This window comes from Leptolyngbya sp. 7M (genome assembly GCF_018128485.1).
The window spans coordinates 1,200,354-1,216,223 of the sequence record NZ_CP070897.1 but is presented as its reverse complement, the minus strand read 5'-3'; the positions used below and the strand labels follow the sequence as shown (position 1 = coordinate 1,216,223).

The 15,870-nt window shown below is 46.6% G+C and carries 10 protein-coding genes; 2 read left to right on the top strand and 8 right to left on the bottom strand.

Annotation, left to right across the window (positions count from 1 at the left end; translation table 11 throughout):
* Positions 1-229: 229 nt before the first annotated feature.
* The 4 genes from JVX88_RS05780 to JVX88_RS05765 all read right to left on the bottom strand — a co-directional run bounded on the left by JVX88_RS05780 (position 230) and on the right by JVX88_RS05765 (position 7,962).
* Positions 230-3,376 carry a tetratricopeptide repeat protein gene (locus tag JVX88_RS05780; RefSeq protein WP_211626383.1) on the bottom strand — a complete coding sequence of 1,049 codons (3,147 nt, stop codon included), beginning with the start codon at positions 3,374-3,376 and terminating at the stop codon, positions 230-232.
* A 132-nt stretch (positions 3,377-3,508) separates the two neighbouring features.
* Positions 3,509-4,306 carry a sulfotransferase domain-containing protein gene (locus JVX88_RS05775; protein WP_211626382.1) on the bottom strand — a complete coding sequence of 266 codons (798 nt, stop codon included), beginning with the start codon at positions 4,304-4,306 and terminating at the stop codon, positions 3,509-3,511.
* Between the two features lie 271 nt (positions 4,307-4,577).
* The gene (gene glgP / locus JVX88_RS05770) at positions 4,578-7,142 is read right to left on the bottom strand and encodes an alpha-glucan family phosphorylase (RefSeq protein WP_211626381.1); all 2,565 of its coding nucleotides are present in this window, start codon (positions 7,140-7,142) and stop codon (positions 4,578-4,580) included.
* A gap of 121 nt (positions 7,143-7,263) precedes the next feature.
* Positions 7,264-7,962 carry a hypothetical protein gene (locus JVX88_RS05765; RefSeq protein ID WP_211626380.1) on the bottom strand — a complete coding sequence of 233 codons (699 nt, stop codon included), beginning with the start codon at positions 7,960-7,962 and terminating at the stop codon, positions 7,264-7,266.
* 138 nt (positions 7,963-8,100) lie between these two features.
* On the opposite strand from JVX88_RS05765, the gene mtnA reads away from it, so the two are divergent.
* Positions 8,101-9,156 carry an S-methyl-5-thioribose-1-phosphate isomerase gene (mtnA, locus tag JVX88_RS05760; protein WP_211626379.1) on the top strand — a complete coding sequence of 352 codons (1,056 nt, stop codon included), beginning with the start codon at positions 8,101-8,103 and terminating at the stop codon, positions 9,154-9,156.
* A 25-nt stretch (positions 9,157-9,181) separates the two neighbouring features.
* Here mtnA and priA read toward each other — a convergent pair whose 3' ends face one another.
* Positions 9,182-11,656: a primosomal protein N' gene (gene priA, locus JVX88_RS05755; protein ID WP_211626378.1), complete on the bottom strand. Its 2,475-nt coding sequence runs from the start codon at positions 11,654-11,656 to the stop codon at positions 9,182-9,184.
* A gap of 73 nt (positions 11,657-11,729) precedes the next feature.
* Between priA and JVX88_RS05750 the strand changes: the two genes are divergently transcribed.
* Positions 11,730-12,242: a hypothetical protein gene (locus JVX88_RS05750; protein WP_211626377.1), complete on the top strand. Its 513-nt coding sequence runs from the start codon at positions 11,730-11,732 to the stop codon at positions 12,240-12,242.
* A gap of 20 nt (positions 12,243-12,262) precedes the next feature.
* Here JVX88_RS05750 and JVX88_RS05745 read toward each other — a convergent pair whose 3' ends face one another.
* The 3 genes from JVX88_RS05745 to JVX88_RS05735 are packed head-to-tail and all read right to left on the bottom strand — an operon-like array spanning position 12,263 to position 15,867.
* The gene (locus tag JVX88_RS05745; RefSeq protein ID WP_211626376.1) at positions 12,263-13,237 is read right to left on the bottom strand and encodes an ABC transporter ATP-binding protein; all 975 of its coding nucleotides are present in this window, start codon (positions 13,235-13,237) and stop codon (positions 12,263-12,265) included.
* 30 nt (positions 13,238-13,267) lie between these two features.
* The gene (locus tag JVX88_RS05740) at positions 13,268-14,935 is read right to left on the bottom strand and encodes a 6-pyruvoyl-tetrahydropterin synthase-related protein (RefSeq protein ID WP_211626375.1); all 1,668 of its coding nucleotides are present in this window, start codon (positions 14,933-14,935) and stop codon (positions 13,268-13,270) included.
* Positions 14,932-15,867, bottom strand: a complete 936-nt coding sequence (locus tag JVX88_RS05735; protein ID WP_211626374.1) for a tetratricopeptide repeat protein — start codon at positions 15,865-15,867, stop codon at positions 14,932-14,934. The genes JVX88_RS05740 and JVX88_RS05735 overlap by 4 nt, the downstream gene beginning before the upstream one ends.
* Positions 15,868-15,870: the final 3 nt, after the last annotated feature.

The following is a 15,870-nucleotide window of genomic DNA, read 5'->3' as shown; positions in this document are numbered from 1 at the left end:
ATTATTGAATATCCTGCATTCTGAGACGCTCAAAACTATACTTCTCCTTGCTTTTCGCTCGCCTTCGTGTTCACAAGGGTATACTTTGGGGCTTCCGTCCGCTTGCATATACATTGGCACAGCCACTCGGGCTAGTAAATAACCAATTTCCCTCGAAATATAACTCTACTAACATCAGAAAGAGAGGTTAGTGGAGTAAGGGCAAAATCAGCAACTTTAAAGCAGGCTCTTATACAGCTAACTGCTCCACCTTTCTTGCTTCTGTTACCTGTTTTTGTTGCAGCTCCAAAAACAGATTCACAATATCGTGGATAAAACAGTCAGGTCCATACAACATCCATAATTGTTTCAGCGCGGCCTGCTTTCTTTGAATAAGTTGTTCATCCTTGGCCATTTCTGCTAGGCGATTTGGAAGAGCTAATATCTCTTCAAGATTTTCTCCGCATGCAACCGTTGCTTCTTCCCATAAAGACTTGTTGGCTGGAGGTTGATAGGTATCAGCTAGAACCACTGGAATAGCTCCATACCCAATCGATTCCCATAACCTGATCGAGTTCGGCCCAGTACCTGAAGGGCAAAGACTAAACAGGCTTTCAGATAATACAGTCTTGAATTCTTCTGTAGCTTGAGTATTGACCAACTCCTGCTTAGACTTTTGCTTCTGAAAAATTTGATGATCATAGACAACTTTTTGAAAGTGCCAATTATCTCGGCCAACAACCAAGCCTCTATGATCTTTGCTGAGGTTATCTATAATCAAATCTCGTGCATTAGTTAGGTACCACTGATTAGCTCTTGCACCAATGAAAGAGTATAGATATTTTCTTTGATTTACCTGCTTAACTTCTGCTTCTGATACCTGTACTGGAAACAGGGGAAAAGGCAATATCTGAACACACTCATTTTGGGGCAATGTGGTCTGCCCCTTGACGGCATGGCTCCAGTAAATGTGAGTTATACCCGAATCAATAAACAGATGTTGGTATTTCAGCATTAGGATATGTTGACAAACCGTGATCACATATTGATAATTCTTAAGCTCTGCCTGGAAGCTATCCAGTATCGCTTTAAGTTCATTTCCTTTAATAACTCCAGTGTTCAATTGGTCAATTAGCGTTGCCCAAGGGAATGCGAAATAGACTGCACCTTGAGTCTCCGACAGCATCTCGCAAGCTTTCAGAAATGCTTGCTTCTCAGTAATTGCAGGAAACTGCCAATCGCTGTCAAAACCTATCACCGTTTTATTACAAGTGACGCGCTTTGCGGCTAATTTAGCATCCAACAACTTGCTATGTTGACTTTTGATAGCAAAGTCAAATTGTGACTTCTTACTCAAGGAAGCCTTGTTATAGATATCAAAAGGCTCCTTCTTAAGCGAGATCTTCCCATCGATACTACTCTTAATTAAGCACCGCTTTAAAGAATACAGATCTATTGCCTGTAGATTTTGAAAACGTAACTCTTCTGGAACAGTTTTATCGATCTCTAGATAGTATTTATCTATTTTATTCTGCGACTTTTCGCTTATAGCTTTCGAGCTTTGCGCTAGTGAAAAGTCAACCTGGAAAATATTTGCTTTTTTTTCTGCAAATAGACGCCATAAATTCCAATCTCCTGCAAATTTATATCTTCTAAATCCTTGATCAGTGTCTACCGAACGCCACAAACTATTCCTGAAAAACGTGCCTTCCTGTTGAATAGAATCCCAGTGCCGTCCATCACATAGCCCGTGCTTGATCACCTCTTGATTTACTGGTATTTCGATAGTTGCAACTGGTACATTGCTACTGGCAACGAATGTAGTACCAGTTACCCAACGAACCGTTTTTTTATCAAGCTGTTTATCAAGCTCTGCTATAAAAGCGCAAGCACCGGGTATAAGTATGTCATCCACATTGATCCATGTCATCCAATCGTTAGGTTGCATACTTAGGCTACTAAAACCCTTAAATAAGGCATCGTATATACCTTCATCTTCAGCACTTGCATAGGTAAACTCTATTTGTTTACACAAGAGAGGAATAGCGCCTGTTCTGATTCGCTCAGCCCAACGTTCCAGTACTTCAATCGTCCCGTCGGTGGAGCCACCATCCTGAACATGGTAACGGATCGAGAAATCTCCAGCCTGTAAAACTACACTGGCAATCGTTCGGTCAATTGTATCAACGACATTACAGGTAGGAGTGACTATAAATATCTTGGTGCAAGGTGCATCATTGGACAAAGTTACTGAGGTAGGTTTAGGCTGAGATGGATGCTTGCCATCTCCATTAATGGCCAATTCCTGATTTTTCGATTGTGACGTGGTTTTTGCCTGGATTTCTTGCTGTAAGCAATTCAAATGTTGCTCTAGAGATGCTTGTGGATACAGTTTAACCCCTTGCTGACCGATCGCAATTGCTTCATCCAAATTCCCCTGCTGGTGGACCAACTTCAGCAATGTTTCATAGACCCACATTGGCTGCTGAGGATCCAACTCAATCGCTTGACGTAAGCTCAAGATACATCCTGTATTATCACCAGCTTTCTCCTGCGCTGCTCCTAGCTCACAATACAAGACAGTATCGTTAGGATGCTTTTCAACTGCCGCTTGATAAGTTGCAATTGCACTGTCAAATTTCTGTTGTTTTGAGAAAGCATAGCCCAACTCAATATAGGTTTCAGCAGAATTAGAACCTAGGCAAATGGCTTCCTCAAGTGCAGTAGCCGCATTGTTCCATTCTTCCAACTGTAGTAAGGCTTTAGCCAAATTCCTGTAAGACCATACATACGATGAGTTGAGTTCAATCGCTTTGTGATAAGCAGCCACTGCCGCCTGATAGTTGCCTTGCAGCAGGAAATTATCTCCGCAGTCATGGTAGTAGATAAACTGATTAGGCTCTAGCTCAATAGCTTTCTGATAGTGCAGATCTGCTGCTTCAAAGCGTTTTTGTCTGGACAAAACTCGTCCAAGACAACTATGCGCTTCTGCTAATTGGGGAGCTAAATCAACAGCCCTCTGCAAGAAATCAGCCGCTTCCTTAATACTGTCTTGATACAGGAGCGCTTTTCCTAAATTGCAGAACAACCAAGGGTCATCAATCTCACTATCAAGCACTTGACGATAGAAGGCTTCAGCCTGTTTATAATTGCCTTGCAGCATAAAAACATTCGCCATTTGGTAGCGGTATATCGCTTTCTCAGGCTCTAACTCAGCAGCTTTTTGATAGTGCTTGAGTGCTTCCTCGTAGTTCAATCGCGCTTGACAAACCTTTGCCCATAGGGCATAGGCTTCTGCACTGCCAGGTTCTGCTGTAGTAGCTTGTTGAGACAGAAGATATGCCTCGTCCAAATTTCCTTGGCTATACGCAGCGTAAGCTTCAGCTAAGTAATTCATAGTTCAGGATTTAGCAAGACGTGAGCAGGATTTCTAAATTTCGACAAACTCTAGAGCTGAGAATTATTTGTTAAAACCTGATTGAATTACTCTTATTAAAAGTGAGTTGAGTCTTTTATTAATTGTTCTTGATTAAGTCAACTCGTATCGATACTTAATCAGCACATCTTCCAGCAATTCGTTCAAAATCTTTATCGTCGCTGGCTTTAATTTCTCTTTGTAATCACCAGGAGTCACTTTACGTATATGCGAGTCAAAGTTCTCCTGATCCGGGAAAATATCATGCCGTTTTGCAATTTCTGCGATGTCGAAATCTTCAATTTCTAAATCCAGAAAAGTCAAAATCTCGCTAATCCACTGGTGTTTGGCGAAAATAATATCCTCATAACGGAAAAGCTTAAGATTCTCATCCTCAATTCGAGCATAAGCCCTGAAGATATCAGCGAATCGCTCAGCATTCTCTAATACATAGCTATCGATATCTACTTCCGATAACTTTTGTCGCAACTGCGCTAGCTGATCGCCCATTGCACCCTGAGGCAAAGGATGGCTCTTCTTCATTGAGAAATAATGAGACACCAGAATATCCCTCGGATCCCGAACTAGCAGAATTTTCTTAAAACCCTTGATGTCAAAATTATTCAGATAGGGTGGAAAATAGCGAAATCCGTAGTAGCAGTATCCTTGTTCAACAAACAGTTCGCAGATATCCTCACTAAACCTACCTTCCTCAATTCCTTCCTTAAAAGCAGTTTTAGCAATGCTAATAGCGGGAATTTCAAGATACTGGCAGATATCCTCCATCACATTGTCTTGCAACACACTGCCAGATTTGGGAATAGCAAAGACAAAAAAGCTAGCCACATTAGCTGGAGAAGCCATTTCCAGCTTAATCTCCTGTTGATCCTGTGTATAAATCACCCTTTGCATTATCTCAACCTATCTACAGAACATTGATTTTTGAAACCTTAACTGAACATTAACTGAACATTAACCGAACAGAAGCAAGCTATCCAATCATATTTATTTCATGAGCTTTGCTCATTTATTTGCTTATTCGTTTACATGTAAATTTCGCTGATCTAAGAATAAACATTCGTCTACACCAATCCCTTAAATACAATTAGACATTAGATCTTATAAATGTAGCAGTGACATGACTCACAATTACACTAATAAACACATGACAATATTACAAAAACTACGAATTCGAGCAAACTTCAAACTCAATCTTTTCAATCAACAGACCTAACTTTCGTTGACTTTCATCTATTTGATAATCGCTTACCTTCAACGTAAACCTATTCACTCCTTGTTCAAGCAAGACTGTCAACGACAACACATTTCTTCGCTTGATATCAGAACAAGGAACTTGCTCCTGCAGACATATCTGTCCATTTCTCCAAATTTCCAGATGCTGATCCGGAGAAATATTGCGGCAATTGATCACAAGACTCCCCTGTTGAGACTTAGAAGAGATCACTACAAATTCCCCTTCAGGCCACAGCAACCACTGACTAGGACTTTCTAGCTCAAGCTGAGGATAAGGCGGTTCCATACCACTAAACCCTGTCAGCGCGTGACCCGTAACACCTGAACCCGAAATTACACTATGCAGAGTCTGCCCATTCTCACCCATCACAACTGTCGGTTGGGTCAGATCTGGCAGATGGGCCGCAAACTTACTTGCCGGATTGAGCTGGAGTAGATTCAGCCAACCGCTCTGATCCAGCGCCACCATAAAGCTGTGATAGCTCGACTGGAACGAAAAAGTATTGGCAATATAAATGGGTGCTAAAGTACTCAGGAGTTGGCGTTGTCTCTCATCAGTATAAAGTTCTGCAATCACCGCTGCTAGCGCTTCAGGCGTCCGTTTGATAACCACTCGACCCGTGATTCCGTCTGTAATCGCCTCTTTGATACCGCCTAATGCATAGCCCACTGCAGGCGTACCGCAAGCCGCCGCCTCAATAAAGGTTTGGCCAAACGCCTCCTCCTGGGAAGGGCCAACAAACAGATCCGCCGCACTGTAATAGCAAGCTAACAACAGGGGATGGCTAACATAGCCAGCACTGTGAACTTCTACACCTTCCACAATCGAAGCCCCATAACCAAAGCTGACCACCATTACATTATCGAGTGCAGCAATCTTAAGCGCTTCCACTAAGAATCTGAACCCTTTGCGCTCATCTTCAATCGACTGACTACCCGTTAAAATAATGAACTTGTCTTCCGGTAAACCCAATTGCCGACGACACTCTTGGCGATCCCGCGGATAGAAAGTTTTCAGATCAAGCCCATAGTGAATGGTTTGAAACTTATGATCTAGCTCAACTACAGCTTGTCGAGGTTGGTAATTGAAAAACGCATACCTAGCCCAATTGGTAGTCCAATGACTATCACCCAACACCAAAAGCCGATCGCAGTTACGCACTAAAGTATGTTTGCGTTCAAAAGCATCCTTGATTTTGTCCGGCGCTAGGCGAGGATATTCGTTACTGGTCGGGCAGGCAGCATCACAGGTCACCATGTATTTTTCGCAGGTTCCCACATAGCCACAGCGTCCAGTCAGCAACCACTGGTCATGCATGATGAAAACCGTATAGAAATGGCTGGCCAACAGTTCCAACACATCCAGCGGCTGTTCCATGTTGTGCAGATTACCTACCACCACCAGATCGGGATGCGCCGCAGCCACTAGTTGAAACACAGCCTCAGCCGTGCAATTCACTGGTGTGAGGGACCAGTCCAGCGTCCCTGCAATTGGAATCACCTCATGACCAGCCAAGGCCTGTGTCGTGAATACGCATTGCTCCCGAACCGCCTTTTGAGCTTGGGCAAAGTTGGAATCAGGATATTCGGCAAGATATTCTTGAGCCAGTTCCAACGTGGAAAATGCCGCATGTCCCTCGTTCAGATGAAAGACCGAAGGTTTTACGCCCAATTTGCGTAGAAACCTGACTCCGCCGATCCCTAAGACCTTTTCCTGCACAATACGTGTTTCGGAATCTCCTCCGTAAAGATGCCCCGTGATCATTCGATCAACTTCAGAATTCTCAGGAAGATTCGTATCCAGGAGATACAGGTTTATGCGCCCTACCTGGGCAAGCCAGGCCTGGATCTGAACCTCACGACCCCGGATATGAACCATTACACGGACCGGTTGGCCGCTCTCATCTACAACAGGCGTGATTGCCAGGCCTTGATCGAAGATGTTGGAATAGTGCTCTTCCTGCCAGCCATCGTGTGCAATATCTTGCCGAAAATAGCCGTATCGATAAAGGAGGCCGACGGCAACAAGCGGAAGTCTCATATCGCTAGCCGATTTCAGATGATCGCCGGCAAGGATCCCAAGTCCGCCCGAATAGTTGGGCAGCGAATTATGGACGCCATATTCAGCACAAAGATATGCCACCGGCCGCTCAGCGGTGGCGGTAATCGTATGATCGTCCTTCGGGGCAGAATTTATGTATTCGTCAAATCCGGCAGCGAACTCCTTAAGACGTGAGAGATAGCCGGGATCTGCAGCGATCTGCCAAAGCCTTAGCTCGCCAGTCTCTGCCAAAAGACGTCGCGGATGTTGTTCGCATCGTTCCCAGAGCTCCGGATCGATGTCCCGGAAAAGAGCGGCTCCCTCAGGTTGCCAGCACCAATAGAAATTCATCGAGATCCGGTCCAGGTCTTGTATCGGCGACGGAAGCTGTCGGGAAAAAGGGGAAAAAGAGCGAAAAGTCAGGTCCATTCGTTCGGCTGCTGCTTGCTGCATTATTTATTGCGGAATTGAGGTTCGAGAGCAAAGTATTTCAGAACTATAAAGCAACCGCCGAAGAGTTTCAAACCATAAACCGCGTGACAGATGGTAGAGGCAACTTCTGATTCGAATAGAGCTACTCGCTATTGGTGGTTTTGTTGGTATTAGAGTTAACTTTGCCAACTGCCATGTAGTGAAAATGAAAAGCAACGATGATGCCGAATCCGAAACCTATTGCTGACAGAATACCTCCTGCCCACAGATAATCTTTCAGGTTCCCGATCAATAGCATCCGAAAAACAAGATTTAAGGCGAAGCCGCCCGCCGCGAAAAAGAGCGGTATCGTGATGAATTGATACGGTAGAGGAACAGTTCGGAGATCTCGGTTACTAAAAAAGAATGGCTTCAGCCGGTCATATTCCCAGCAGACCAGATAAAGAGCCGCGAGTGCCATTAGCAGCGTTACGAGCCAGGTGCCTTTGAAGCCAACAGAATTTGTTAAGACCGCTATATTCACTATGATCGGAAAGAATAAAAGAGTTCCGACATGAGCAGTGCGCGGTATGATCAAAAAGATCGCTGCGGTCAATTGTGTCCATCCGAGGAAATCGTAGTAATACCCCGTGTTGTAAAGTGCGCTGAAGTACGCTCCGACAGGATGGGTGTCGGGAATAAGTGTGAACGGCCTGTGCATTATTTTTGGAATGCTCGGCGGAATAAAGGAAACACCCAAAAGAACCCTGACAAATGCAGTAAAAAGCTGCGCCCATCGCCTGGTAACGACCGATGAATGCACACTGTCCAGGAAGTTTTCCAACTTGAAAAGGTCGAACATCTTAAACTTTACTTACGATGTAGTAACGTTAACTTAGAGGAAAAAAGTTTCAGCTTTCTTGAGACTGCGTTGAAATTGGTTTAGAGTTCAGGCTTTGGCTGCAAGTAATTTTGACCATCGTTGCGGCTATTTTTGCTTATGAAACTGGATATTATACCCGTCAAATGGACCGATGAAGGCGTTGCCATGCTTGATCAGCGACTTTTACCCGGTGAGGAGAAGTGGCTGATGCTCCGAACGTACAATGACGTTGCTGACGGTATCAAGGATATGGTGGTCCGCGGAGCGCCGGCGATCGGTGTTTCAGCCGCTTATGGGGTAGCTCTTGGTGCAAAACAATTTGTGGGTACCACGGTCGAAGATCTAGGTGAAGAGATCGAATATATTTGCGAGGTGCTTGCTGCGACGCGACCTACTGCGGTCAATCTTTTTTGGGCGATCGAACGGATGAAGGAAACTTTTCTTTTGGCAAAAAGCGAGGGCAGGACGGTCAGTGAGATAAAGCAGATCCTTGCGGCAGAAGCGAAGTCGATCCACGACGAAGACATCGAATCACAGAGGCTGATCGCTCAATACGGCGGGGGATTGCTTGAGGATAATTCTTCGGTTCTCACGCATTGTAATGCGGGTGCGTTGGCCACGGGCGGCGTTTGGGGAACTGCACTTGGCGTTATTCGCGGAGCTGTTGAGCAGGGAAAGAATATTGCAGTGATCGCAGACGAGACGCGTCCTTATCTACAAGGGGCGAGATTAACAGCTTGGGAGTTGCACAAAGATGATATCCCGGTAACGCTCATTACGGATAATATGAGCGGCCACCTGATGAAAAAAGGCCGTGTGCAGGCGGTAGTCGTAGGAAGCGATCGGATCGCGGCTAATGGAGACGTGGCAAATAAGATCGGTACTTATATGGTGGCAGTGCTTGCCAAGCGCCATAACATCCCTTTCTATGTGGCGGCACCGCTTTCGACCATCGATAAGAATTGCCCAACCGGTGACGACATTCCTATCGAGGAACGCAATACACGTGAGATTACTCATGTGCGCGACATTCAGTTGGCCCCGGACGGCATCGGTGTCAGTAACTACGCATTCGACGTAACGCCTAATGAGCTCGTGACGGCGATAATAACCGAAAAAGGCGTTGCTCGCGCTCCATACACTGAAAGTCTAAGGAAACAATTTGATTTGTGATCTAACTCTTCGCTTAAGTGCGTTGCTACATAATGTCCATCGGATCGATCTCCAATCTAGCGATCCGAAGGTCGCATCCTAGCGCCTCTGCCTCACCCATCGCGGAATCGATCCTCTCACGCAAAAGTTTTCTGTTTGTTGAACGCAATATTAGCTGATATCGAAACTCATTCTTTATACGATAGATCGGAGCGGGGGCCGGCCCAAGCACCCGAACTGAGCGATCAGTATTCTTTCGATCCATACATTCCCGTAGGATACGAGAACTTCGCCGCGCGTAATCCTCATTTTTGTGTTTGAAGAGCACTGAGGCCAAAACCGTGAATGGCGGATATCCAAAACGCTCGCGATATAAGAGTTCTTGTTCATAGAACCCTTCGTAATCCTGCTTGGCCGCGAATTGGAGAGCATAATGTCCCGGATGATAGGTTTGGATCAGAACATTTCCGGGCAGCTCGCCGCGTCCTGCCCGTCCGGCGACCTGTGTCAGAAGCTGGAATGTTCGTTCGGCCGAACGAAAGTCCGGAAGGCCAAGCCCTGCATCAACGGAAACAACGCCTACAAGTGTTACATTCTGAAAATCATGACCTTTTGCGATCATCTGGGTCCCGACAAGGATATCTATGTTTCCTTTGTCGAAGTCCAGAATAGTCCTTGCCATCTCGCCTTTGCGTCTTGCGGTGTCGCGGTCTAATCTCTCGATACGCAGATGGTCGAACCGTTTACATAATCTCTCTGCGATCTGTTCGGTGCCGTGGCCGATGAAGTAAAGATACTCACTTTTGCAAAATGGACAAACATCCGGAACACTGGTCGCATAACCGCAATAATGGCAAACAAGTTTGCGATCTGCTTTGTGGTAGGTCAGCGCAATGTCGCAGTTTTTGCATCCAAGTCTTTCCCCGCAGCTTCGACAAATAACGAAAGAAGAAAACCCCCTCCGGTTCAATAAGATTATTGTTTGCTCTCCTCTTGAATGAGTGTGTTCTACTGCATTTACGAGAGCTTTGGAGAAAATCACATCTTTGCCTTCGGATTTGAAGACCTCTCGCATATCGATCAGATCGACCTTGGCAAGCGGACGACCGCCGATCCGGTTTCCTAATGGCAAGTATCTGTATTTGCCGATCTGTGCGTTATGGAAAGATTCGATAGCTGGCGTCGCAGAACCGAGAACTACTACTGCTCCAGTCGAATGGGCGCGCTTGACGGCGACATCTCGGCCATTATAAGAAGGCGATTCGTTCTGGCGGTAAGACGTATCATGCTCCTCATCAACGATGATGATACCAGGATTATCGAGTGGAGCGAATACTGCAGAACGGGTGCCGATAACTACCGATGCCCTTTGGTCTCGTATTCTTCTCCATTCATCAAATCGTTCACCGGGGGAAAGGTTGGAATGTAGGATCGCGACCTTCTCACCAAATACAGTCTTCAGACGGCGAGAAAAAACCGGGGTCAGAGAGATCTCAGGTACAAGCATAAGAGCCGTTCGGCCAAGCGAAAGAGTTTCTCGCATTGCTCGGATGTAAACTTCAGTCTTGCCACTTCCGGTAACGCCGTGAAGGAGAAAGCAGGCATATTGCTCGGCCCTTAGCGACGAATTTATGGCATCTAGGGCACTCGTCTGGTCAGTATTTAGTACGATAGGATCGAGCTCCGGCAATTCAATATCCGCAAGCGGATCTCGTTGGATATCGCGTGTAAATATCTCGATCAGGCTGGCTTTTGCAAGTGTAGTTAATGGGGAAGAGCTGATCTCAGCCTTTTCCAACAAGTCCGTGAAAAGCATTTCACCCCCATTCTCGTTTAGCAATACAAGGATCCGCTTTTGGGCTTCGGAAAGAGGTTTTACAGGCTCCCGCGCGGACGTCTTAAGACGCACCGCCTTCTGACGTTTTTGCTTGATACGCGGTTGGACGACACGGGGTTTTGAGACAATGAAGCCGGCTCGCTTGAGTTCAGCGATAGCCCGCCGGGCACTTTTAGGTTCGACATCTTTGATCAGGTCTGATTCATCTATCGCTTCATATTCGTCGATCTTGCGAAGCAGCTGCCATTTCAGAGCGGAGGAATTCTGTTTACTCGGGAGGATGGAGGATCCTTTATGTAGGAGTCTATACGTCCGGGAAGCAACGGAGCTTATGCCTGCCGGTAGCGTTGCCTTCAGCATCTCGCCAAATGAAGCGGCATAATAATCTGCCGTCCAGCGAGCAAGTTCGAATATTTCGGGAGTAATGATCGGCTCCGGATCGACAATGTCAATAATGTCTCTGATGGACTCCTCGTCTATCGTTGCAGGCCTTTTCGAATCTATTCCCACGATGAAGCCGACCAATTCTCTTTTTCCGAAAGGGACAAGGACGCGTGTGCCCGGAGAAAGACTTGCCGCGATATATTTATCAGCTCGGTACGTAAATGTCCTGCGCACCGGGATCGGCAGCGCGACCTCAACATAGAGCTTATCTCTCTCGTCAATCCTGCTATCGCTGTTCATTTCCTTATCAGCTCAAGCTGATGATAACCTAAGGGAACTTAATAGCTTAATCAGCATCTAAAGCACTGTAGAAATGGAAACCCTTTTGCAGCAAAACAAAAAGCGACCGAGCATTAACAAGGGGTTGGTTATCGGGATGATAGCAGGTGTTGCGATAATGGCGGTATTTGTTGGCATCCTGATGATGCAGCCATCAATGGAGGAGCAAAAGGCCGCGGTTCTGGCAGATGCTCTTCACGAAGGCGATCCGGGTTTTGACGAACTGACCAATGATATTGTGATCGAAACCGGTGAGAACACGATCGAATCACCAAATGCATTTGGCAGTATTTCGATGTATATCGTTGGGAACGTCAAGAACAAGGGCCAACGTCTTTATAATGGACTTTCCGTGAATGCTGCCGTTTTTGACCAGCAAAATAATATGCTGAAAAGTAAGGATGTGTTGGTCGTGCCGACCCAACGCGGATCAATTTCGCCGGGCGAGACCATACCGATCACGCTGGAGATAGCTGGCTTTAAGCGGAATGATGATCGGGCCTATATTCGCTGGAGAGTTACGGCGATACGCCAGCCAAAGAACTGATCTCCTGATCTTTTAGTGCCTCAATGATGATGTTTTTCTTCTTGTCTATTTGATGGATCTACCGGAGTTTCGATAAAAAAGTCTTCAAGCGATTGTTTTACCGGCAGAACCGAAACCAATGAGCCGCCGGTCTTTCTGATCGCTGATATTACGGTATCCACATCTTTCTCATCTTTTACCTCGACAACCGCACCAGTTGCCTTGGGGGTGATCCTGGCACCGCCGGAATTTGAAAGCTCCTGGGTCAATGCTTCTGCACTAACACCTGCCGCGATCACCTCGAATGCACGCTTTTCCTGATCACGGCTCAGCAGGTCAATAAGATCACCGGTCGCGGCCAGCCTTCCTCGCCGAAGAATGGCAACTCGGTCACAAAGCGCTTCAACGTCCGAAAGAATATGTGTGGACATAAAAACCGTAGTGCCTTTTTGTCTGAGTTCTGCGATCAATTCGCGGATCTCGCGGCGTCCCATGGGATCGAGCCCGCTCATAGGTTCGTCAAGGAACACTATCTTTGGATCGTTGATCAGTGACTGTGCAATACCTACACGCTGGAGCATTCCTTTCGAATATTTTCTAAGCTGCTTATCCCAGTCGCTCTCACGCAATCCGACTCTGGTAAGCAGTTCTGCTGTTCGTTGTTTGCATTTTGAACTGTCAATTCCGAATATCTCACCGAAATAGGTCATTAATTCTCGTGCTGTCAGATAGTCATAAAAATATGGATTCTCCGGACAATATCCGATCTCACGATGCATAGATCTGTCCGAGATATCACGTTCTAAGATCTTTGCTCTCCCCGCGGAAGCGAACAGAAGTGACATCAATATCTTGATGGTCGTAGTTTTCCCGGCGCCATTGCCGCCAAGAAACCCGAATATCTGGCCCGGCTCGACCTTAAGGTTGAGATCGTCAAGTGCTCTAACTTTTCGTTTCTTGAGGAAACCAACGTCGTAATCCTTAGTAAGTCCTTCTATTTCGACGATATATTTCATAAACAAAACTCGCTTGGATGATCAACTCTGCTAGCTTGTTCGCCGGTAGGCAACTCCTGCGTAAATGCCAAGCAACACAATAAAAATAACCAACGAAACAAAGCGGGCGAAAAGGTATAGGCGCGGCTCTTGAAAATTGAGTCGAATATCTAGAGCGTTCTCCGGAAGTTGGATCTCCATAGTTCCGTCCGCGGCGGGGTGGATCGTTCTCTCAACTCCCTCAATGCTCGCACGCCAAAACGGATAATAGAACAATGCGAACCTCGCAGGGCCGGCCGGGCCATCGCTGATCGAATATGTCCTATCGATTGGGGTTCCCGCTAAGTGGATGAGCTTTCTGTCGATAGATGATACAGGTGCTTTGTTTCCGAATGCCTCTTTTTTTGCCCATATCGGCCACCAACATTCGCAGCTCTCGCTTGTCCGAAACGATGACACTTGTGTCTCAAAAATTGCCATCTCTGAATATCGAGCCGGCCGCATTACCTGGAAGATAGAAAATGCAACCGCCAGCGCAAGAGAGCCGGCAGCGATCATCCCAATAGGCCGATGTTTAGAGCGCAAAAGATCCAATGTAGGGCTGAAGCCTGCCGCCACCAGGAACGCTGTTGCGATAGTAGCTAGCGACATCCATCGGAACGGGAACTGGATCGCCGATACGCCGGGCAGATTTGCCCAAACAGGATAGCTAAGCGGAGTTGCGAAGAAAACCGCCACACAGAGGACTAAGAATGGCGGAAATATTATCGATCGTACACCGTCACTGCGGTTCCGGGTTGTGAGATAAAAAACAGATGCTGCAACCATGCCCGTCAGCAAGAACATTGCATCACCAAACCATAACGAGCGGTCCCAATATTCTGGACCTTCATTTAGGAAATAGGAAAATAGGAAATTATTGCGAAAGTCAAAATCAGCAGAGCCAAAGCTCTGTCCAGCGTGTTTGATGTAGGCTATCTCTGAGACGACGCGTATCCAATAGAAAGAAGTTGTTAAAAGAGCGATGGTAATACCTGAGGCATATCCGATCATAGCCCGCCGGTTCTTGCTCATGATCAGCAGAGCTGAGACATAAACCGCCAATCCGATCACTGAAATGATCGTTGTTGGAATATGTGTAAGCACTATTCCCGCAACGGACAGCCCAAAAGAGATTGTGGATGTTATGCCCGGCTCTCGGACCAAACGAACCGCCGAATAAAACGCAAATGGAACTATCGCGGCTGCGACAAATTCAGCAAACAGAAAGGCGTTGAAAAGTTGATTAACGTGATAAGGCAAAGCCATATAGACAATGCCCGCCGTCAATGATGACACCCGGTCAAAATATTCACGCGTCCATAAGTATATTCCCAGGCCACCAATAAAAAAGAGCAGAAGGAATACGACCTTGCTTCCGTAATACCAACTGCCGGTGAAAAATTCCGCAGTCGCCAGAAGATAATATGCCATCGGCGGATAAAACCTGACACTGACGTCGCCAAACCCGTGGTTGACCGCGGCGGACCATGAGGGTATCAGATGACCATTAGCGATGGAATCCTTAAAGGCATTTGCAAAACGATAGTGTTCGGGAAGGTCGTTTCCGGACGGAATCCCGAAAACGAATATCGGCAGCATAACTATGCCTGCCGCAATGACGAGGATCCCCGCATCACGAAACAAGCTCAGGACACTGTCAGTTTCTTCATTTCTCATTCGAGAGTTCTTGGGATCCGCGAACGGAAGTCCAGATCGGCTTTACAGTTCTCGCGATCAAAGCGGTAGGGTGAACCTGTTGGATCTACGAGTTCATTCTTATCGTTCGTGGAAAATGAACGGCCGCGAGGTAGTGAAACGGTGCGGAGCATTGGAATGACCTCAGAAAGCCGCACCGGACAGGTGCCCCGAGCCTCGCGTATGGAAGACAGGGCATTGTTTATAGCTTCACGTTCGTCGAGCGAATCTATCTCCATCAAGCGAAGCTCCGCATTGCTTTTGGACTGTTGGTCGTCCGCTTCCTCAAAGATCTGAAGATACATCTGCCGTGCGATTTCGCGGCTCCCTCCACGTGTACGCATCGCCGCCGACATCTCCCTCATAAATGGTGCTGCATCGGGAACACGAGATCCCGCGGCATACGCTTCGGAGGCTCTTTCATAGTCTTTCTTTCGCCAATAGATATAGCCGAGATAATGATAAAGCCGCCAGTTATCAGGATTATTTGCTATCCCTTTCTCAGTAAGGGCGATCGCCTGCTCAACGTCTATTGCCGGGAGCACCGTAGCTCCATAGGAATATGCCGCGATAAACCGCGGATCAAGATCCGTAGTGTTGTTCAGCATCGGATACAAGAGCCTTGGATTAAGCCCTCTCAGATCGTCAATATTTATTTGATCGAGCCCGACCTTGGAGATCTTGCCCCCAATGTATTGCAACGAATTCATCCAATACCAATCTGCTACAAGCCCTTCGGCACCGAATGCAAACCCCTTTATTTTCGATGTCTGAAGCGACATATCATCGTCTTCATAACCTTTTGGGAGCGGCGGTTTAATTGACCCTATGTAACCGGTCAAAGGTATTGACGCAGCAAATAGAACCGTGATGACGAACACGCCAATTATTAGATGTTTCGAACCAGCGGACATTTT

Bases quoted from the DNA above. Each gene is read 5' to 3' on its own strand.
- JVX88_RS05780 (WP_211626383.1), bottom strand. From the start codon at position 3,376: ATGAATTACTTAGCTGAAGCTTACGCTGCGTATAGCCAAGGAAATTTG.
- JVX88_RS05775 (WP_211626382.1), bottom strand. From the start codon at position 4,306: ATGCAAAGGGTGATTTATACACAGGATCAACAGGAGATTAAGCTGGAA.
- glgP (WP_211626381.1), bottom strand. From the start codon at position 7,142: ATGCAGCAAGCAGCAGCCGAACGAATGGACCTGACTTTTCGCTCTTTT.
- JVX88_RS05765 (WP_211626380.1), bottom strand. From the start codon at position 7,962: ATGTTCGACCTTTTCAAGTTGGAAAACTTCCTGGACAGTGTGCATTCA.
- mtnA (WP_211626379.1), top strand. From the start codon at position 8,101: ATGAAACTGGATATTATACCCGTCAAATGGACCGATGAAGGCGTTGCC.
- priA (WP_211626378.1), bottom strand. From the start codon at position 11,656: ATGAACAGCGATAGCAGGATTGACGAGAGAGATAAGCTCTATGTTGAG.
- JVX88_RS05750 (WP_211626377.1), top strand. From the start codon at position 11,730: ATGGAAACCCTTTTGCAGCAAAACAAAAAGCGACCGAGCATTAACAAG.
- JVX88_RS05745 (WP_211626376.1), bottom strand. From the start codon at position 13,237: ATGAAATATATCGTCGAAATAGAAGGACTTACTAAGGATTACGACGTT.
- JVX88_RS05740 (WP_211626375.1), bottom strand. From the start codon at position 14,935: ATGAGAAATGAAGAAACTGACAGTGTCCTGAGCTTGTTTCGTGATGCG.
- JVX88_RS05735 (WP_211626374.1), bottom strand. From the start codon at position 15,867: ATGTCCGCTGGTTCGAAACATCTAATAATTGGCGTGTTCGTCATCACG.